The 4902-nt window shown below is 54.7% G+C and carries 3 protein-coding genes and 1 pseudogene; 3 read left to right on the forward strand and 1 reads right to left on the reverse strand.

From position 1 onward, the window contains the following. Positions 1-124: 124 nt before the first annotated feature. Positions 125-915 (reverse strand): annotated as a pseudogene (locus tag ACLBX8_RS31395) (IS630 family transposase); the annotation flags it as partial. A gap of 672 nt (positions 916-1587) precedes the next feature. On the opposite strand from ACLBX8_RS31395, the gene ACLBX8_RS31400 reads away from it, so the two are divergent. The 3 genes from ACLBX8_RS31400 to ACLBX8_RS31410 all read left to right on the forward strand — a co-directional run bounded on the left by ACLBX8_RS31400 (position 1588) and on the right by ACLBX8_RS31410 (position 4778). Continuing rightward, positions 1588-2637 carry an HD-GYP domain-containing protein gene (locus tag ACLBX8_RS31400; RefSeq protein WP_447716386.1) on the forward strand — a complete coding sequence of 350 codons (1050 nt, stop codon included), beginning with the start codon at positions 1588-1590 and terminating at the stop codon, positions 2635-2637. A gap of 182 nt (positions 2638-2819) precedes the next feature. Then, complete coding sequence (locus tag ACLBX8_RS31405) at positions 2820-3635, forward strand: response regulator (protein WP_447716387.1); 816 nt, start codon at positions 2820-2822, stop codon at positions 3633-3635. A gap of 15 nt (positions 3636-3650) precedes the next feature. Then, entirely contained in the window at positions 3651-4778 is a 1128-nt protein-coding gene (locus ACLBX8_RS31410; RefSeq protein WP_447716388.1) for a DUF2336 domain-containing protein, read from the forward strand. The last annotated feature ends 124 nt before the right edge of the window (positions 4779-4902 follow it).

The following is a 4902-nucleotide window of genomic DNA, read 5'->3' on the forward strand; positions in this document are numbered from 1 at the left end:
TCCAAGCGGACTTCATCAGGGCGCGCAGCGATCCCGCTGCAGATCAGACGCCGTATACATGGCCGCAGCCGACTAGTTCACCCAAACCGATCGACATCCTTGACCCGCAGGAGCCATCCATACACGGGTTGAAGTCGGGGGAATAGGCCGGGAGGTAGAGCAGCCTCGCTCCCGCTGCCTCAATGCACTCGCGGATGCCGCTGACCTTGTGGGCGGGCAGGTTGTCGAGCACGACCGTGTCGCCGGGCCTGAGGGCTGGGACGAGGGTTTGTTCGACATAGCCACGGAAGCGAGCGCCAGTCATCGGTCCATCGAAGAGTGCGGTGGCTGTCAGGCCGCTGGTGCGCAGACCGGCAGTGACCGTGATGGTTTTCCAGTGGCCGAACGGCACCGCGACCCGGCAGCGTTCGCCGCGCGGGGCTCGCCCATAGCGGCGGACCATCTTCGTGTTGGTGGCGGTCTCGTCGAGGAACACGAGCTTGTCCGGGTCGAGATCGAGCTGGCCGTCGAACCAGGACAGGCGCGCGGCCTTCACGTCTTCCCTCTCCTGCTCGGCGGCGTGGCCGGTGTTTTTTTGCGCGTGATGCCATGGCGCTTGAAGAAGCGGGACAGGCTGCTGACCCCAACCCGCAGCCCCAGTTCGGCCAGACGGTCGCGCAACTCATGCAGGAACAGCTCGGGCTGCGCTTCGTAGGTCTGCCGGATCAGGTCGGCCTGTGCCTCGATGGTGTGCGAGCGTTGATCGCCGCCCATCGGCTTGGCCTGTGTCCGACCCTCCTGCACGAAGATCCCGTGCCAGCGCACGGCGCTGGCCGGGCTGACCTCGAAGCGCCGCGCCGCCTCCCGGCGCGAAGCCCCCGCCTCGATCGCGGCTACGACACGCTCGCGCAAATCAACGGACAGGGCAGACGCCATCGGCTCTCCTCCTCGGAAAGCCGACCATCGAATCACATCACCGCCGCGGCCGAAACCCTACACGATTCAATCCGGTCGGTGACCGCTCTAGGCATCTACCTGATCTGAAAATCCTACGGCGGTGGGAAAATCTCAGCCCATTTACACCTCTGTCAGCACTATTCTGAGTTGTGCCGCTGGTCACGGAGCTAACTTGTCGTCATTGCTTTTGAAAATTGTTGCACATTTTTTGAAAAGAATGGCGTCCAATATTCATTTTTGACCACAAGTTGTATTATCGAGCATCTACCGACTTAGAAAAAATTAAGGATTACGGATTTAAACGACCATTACCCCTCTCGATTGAGAAACGTCATTTAGTCCACCGCGTGAATTGCTGCTATGCTGCAAAGAGCGCTGACGATGAATCAGAATCACAAATCACTACATCGATCTGCGCGGCTATTTTCGTCGATCTGAATCTGGAAGCTACCATCGTGGAAACGAGGTAAAAGCCGCTCGAATGCCTTCATCGCAAGATCAAGAAAGATTTAGCCACACCGCAGTGTATGGTCGACGCGATGACAAATCTCGCATTTTGGCTACTCAGGCCGTAATCGAGGAATTCAATTAAATCAAATCCGACAATGACTGCCGGTGCTTTGAAGATGCTCGACGCAAAGGGGATGGCCCGTGGCAGCGCAACAACTCCTTTTGATCTCGGACGATCTGCGTCGCGGCGAGCGCCTTGCGCGCGATCTGGTCGCGTTGGGCGCTTGCCAAGTCCACGATCTCTATGCGGATGCTAGTCCAGACGTCAAACCCAGCCTCGTGATCAGCGATGTGCAGGCCCTAACGTCAGACGCGATTCTGCGCTTGCGGCAATGCCTCGCTCACGCGCGGAAAGGCGGGGCGCCGTACCTGTTCCTCGTCCACGGCAATCCCGCCCGAGCAGAGGCTCAGGCACGCTTACTAGGGGCGAGCCAGACCCTCGGCGCCTCATCGGCCGCGCGAATGATGATCGAACGGCTCAACCAGCTAAGCACAGAGGCTGCTCTACTCCCACCAGCTACCTTGAAGCGGGCGATTGAGGCGCGGCAATTCCTGAAGGACACCGTGTTCTCGGAACAGCCGATCACTCCCGACTTAGCCGATCTAGGAACTGATTTGATCGAGCGGGCTTTACGCGAGGCGAACATCCGCGATTGGATCCGCGCTGTCCAACAGTTCGACGACATCACGCACCAGCACATGCTGCTTGTGGCCGGCCTTTCGGCAGCCTTTGCCGCGGCTCTGGGCTTTGGAACAGGCGATCGGCATCGCGTAATCAAGGCCGCGCTGCTACACGACGTCGGCAAAACCAAAATCCCGCTCACCATTCTCAACAAGCCAGGCCGACTCGACGACGCCGAGTTGAAAGTGATGCGCACCCACGCGGCGGAAGGCCATACCCTGCTCCTGAACGGCGGCTTCGACGCGGCTACGCTTGCAGTGGTCCGCTCGCACCACGAGATGCTCGACGGCTCGGGCTACCCAGACGGGCTGGCGGGTAAAGAAATTCCCGATCTCGTGCGACTGATTACCGTCTGCGATATCTACGCAGCATTGATTGAACGACGCCCGTATAAGGCACCAATGCCTGCCGAGAGGGCGCTGGCGATCCTCGAAGATATGACAGGCAGGCTCGATGCCGATCTCGTGCGGACCTTCCGCCCAGTCGCAAAAGCCCAAATCGAATTATAGGCGCGATGCTTCATTGAATAAATGCCGAATTAATATTTAATATCACGCTGTTGCGACAATAATTAGTGAGCATTCTGATGTGAATATGTATAGTAGTTCAGCTACGATTTTGGATTTCGACATCTTCGCGTAACTACAGATAACCAACGAGCCTAATTAGGCCAAACAATCACGGATATAAGATGCCTAACTTCGTCTCCGGTCCAACGGTAATTATCGCGGACTCAAATCAAGAAATTAGAATCGATATTGCTGAGGCGATTGCTGCTACTGACCCCACTGCGCTCATTTTGGAAGTTTCGGACGGGAGAAGCTTCGCTCATCGACTTAAGAATGATACAATCGATCTAATATTTGTCGATGTCACCTTGCCAGGCAATGACGCAAGTATTTTACAACATTGGCGTTCAAGTAGAGGCAAGGGAGGCATGATTGTATTGATATCAGATATGCTTGCTCCACGCTGGCCCTCGGTGGCGCAACTCATCGGGGCTTATGAAGTTTTATTAAAACCATTGAACATTAATCAGATAAGTCGAATTTTGTCCGCGAGTCAAATCATTCGTAGAAAACTGCAATTCCTTTTAGTTGCACCGCATAAGCCTACTCGAAATGTGATTCGTCGTCTTTTATCCGACAGTCATTTCTCGCTAGACGTAATCGATGCCGAGCACGGCGCGTCGGCCCTGCGAACTGCGCGCTTTGGAACCGCTGATGTTGCCCTGATCGACACGGCCATAAGTGACGGTCCGGCACTCGAAATTGCATGCAAGATCAATAATATCAGTCCAAGTACGAAGCTTATACTGATGGGAAGCTCAGAGTGTAGCATACCGTCACGACAAATGAGCACATTTGGAATAAGTAATTATTTGAGAAAGCCATTTTCCTTCGCGGACGTAGATAAATCCCTTCACGAGGCCTTCGATCTGTGGCATCCATATCTAATAAAAGCCTTGCAGCTTGAAAACGCGGTCACCGTAAGAAACAGCCTTTGAGGCCAGCATTGATCCATGTCAAAATTAGCTCAGGCCGCCACCCTGTCAACCGAACTGTTGTACCTGATTGAAAAATGCGATGTAGATAAACAGGTGCAATTCCTGCGCGCCTCCGCGGCCGCTCTTGTGGAATATTGGTCACGCTTGCCGGAGGAAGAGCGATCTTCCTATGACATTATGCTTGCCAGGCTCCTATCGAAGGTCGATGAAGAATCGCGATACATTTTTGCACTCCGAATTATAGAATTGAAGCGTCCGCCGATGCGAACCGCAATCCTTCTGGCTCAGGATCGATCGTTACGCATCGCAACGCTGATAGTCATACAAATGCAAAACTTCAAAGATGAATGGCTCTTAGGCGTTGCGATCAACTGTAGTAATATGCATCGGGCCGCTATTGCACGTCGAGATGGGCTATGTGTATCAATTTGCGACACACTGATACGACTCGGCGATGCCAGTGTTGCAGCCGCTGTTTTGTCTAATTCCAAAGCTTGTATTTCCACTGAAAATGTACCCTTGCTAATGCAGCATGCGTCTCAGTCGGAAGAGGTGGCCATACGACTTATCACTTTCGTTGGATTGCCTGCTTCTTATCGGAATGAGCTTCTAGAATATGCCCTCGAGCGAGCAAGAGAGTCGCTGCGAGAAGATACTGATGTCGATCCAACAATCGTCGAGGCGCTCCCGGAACGGATAGCAGCATTACTATCTGCACCTGTAGCTCCCGCCCGTCTTGCAAGATTTCAAGTGTCAATGTCGATCGCAGGCGAACTTCTTGTCAAACCAGTTAGCTCGGATCGACTTGAGCGCTGGGTCGAACTTCGGCGCCTGGAAGATGTACTTGCCATACTTGCTTACGAGGCTGGACTTCCCATCGGCAGTGTTGTTGCGGCTTATGACGCCGAGGATTCTGCCGCACTTGCCGTGATCTTACGTGGTCTCGGACGGCCTTGGACTACGCTGAAGGCGTTGCTGTCTGCACGCTCTCGTGAAGTGATCTCTCCAGCGACGGTCCTGGCTTGTCACAATCTAATGATCGGGCTTGGATCGGCAACGGCGCGCCGATTAATCCGGTTTGCCATGGCGAAAGACGGACGGACTGCATATCTAGCGCAGTTCTCATGTCCGCCGAACAGGTGATCTGCCCCCAATGAAGTGGTCCGTCCTGAGGTATGGCTTTCGGGCCAGGATGAGGACGGACAGATGGGAACGAAGCGGCACAAGCCGGAGGATGTCGTCGCCAAGCTGCGGCAGGTGGATGTGC

The organism is Methylobacterium sp. D48H, from assembly GCF_053345715.1.

Excerpts from the sequence above, each read along its gene's own strand:
- ACLBX8_RS31410 (WP_447716388.1), top strand. The coding sequence starts at position 3,651 with ATGTCAAAATTAGCTCAGGCCGCCACCCTGTCAACCGAACTGTTGTAC.
- ACLBX8_RS31405 (WP_447716387.1), top strand. The coding sequence starts at position 2,820 with ATGCCTAACTTCGTCTCCGGTCCAACGGTAATTATCGCGGACTCAAAT.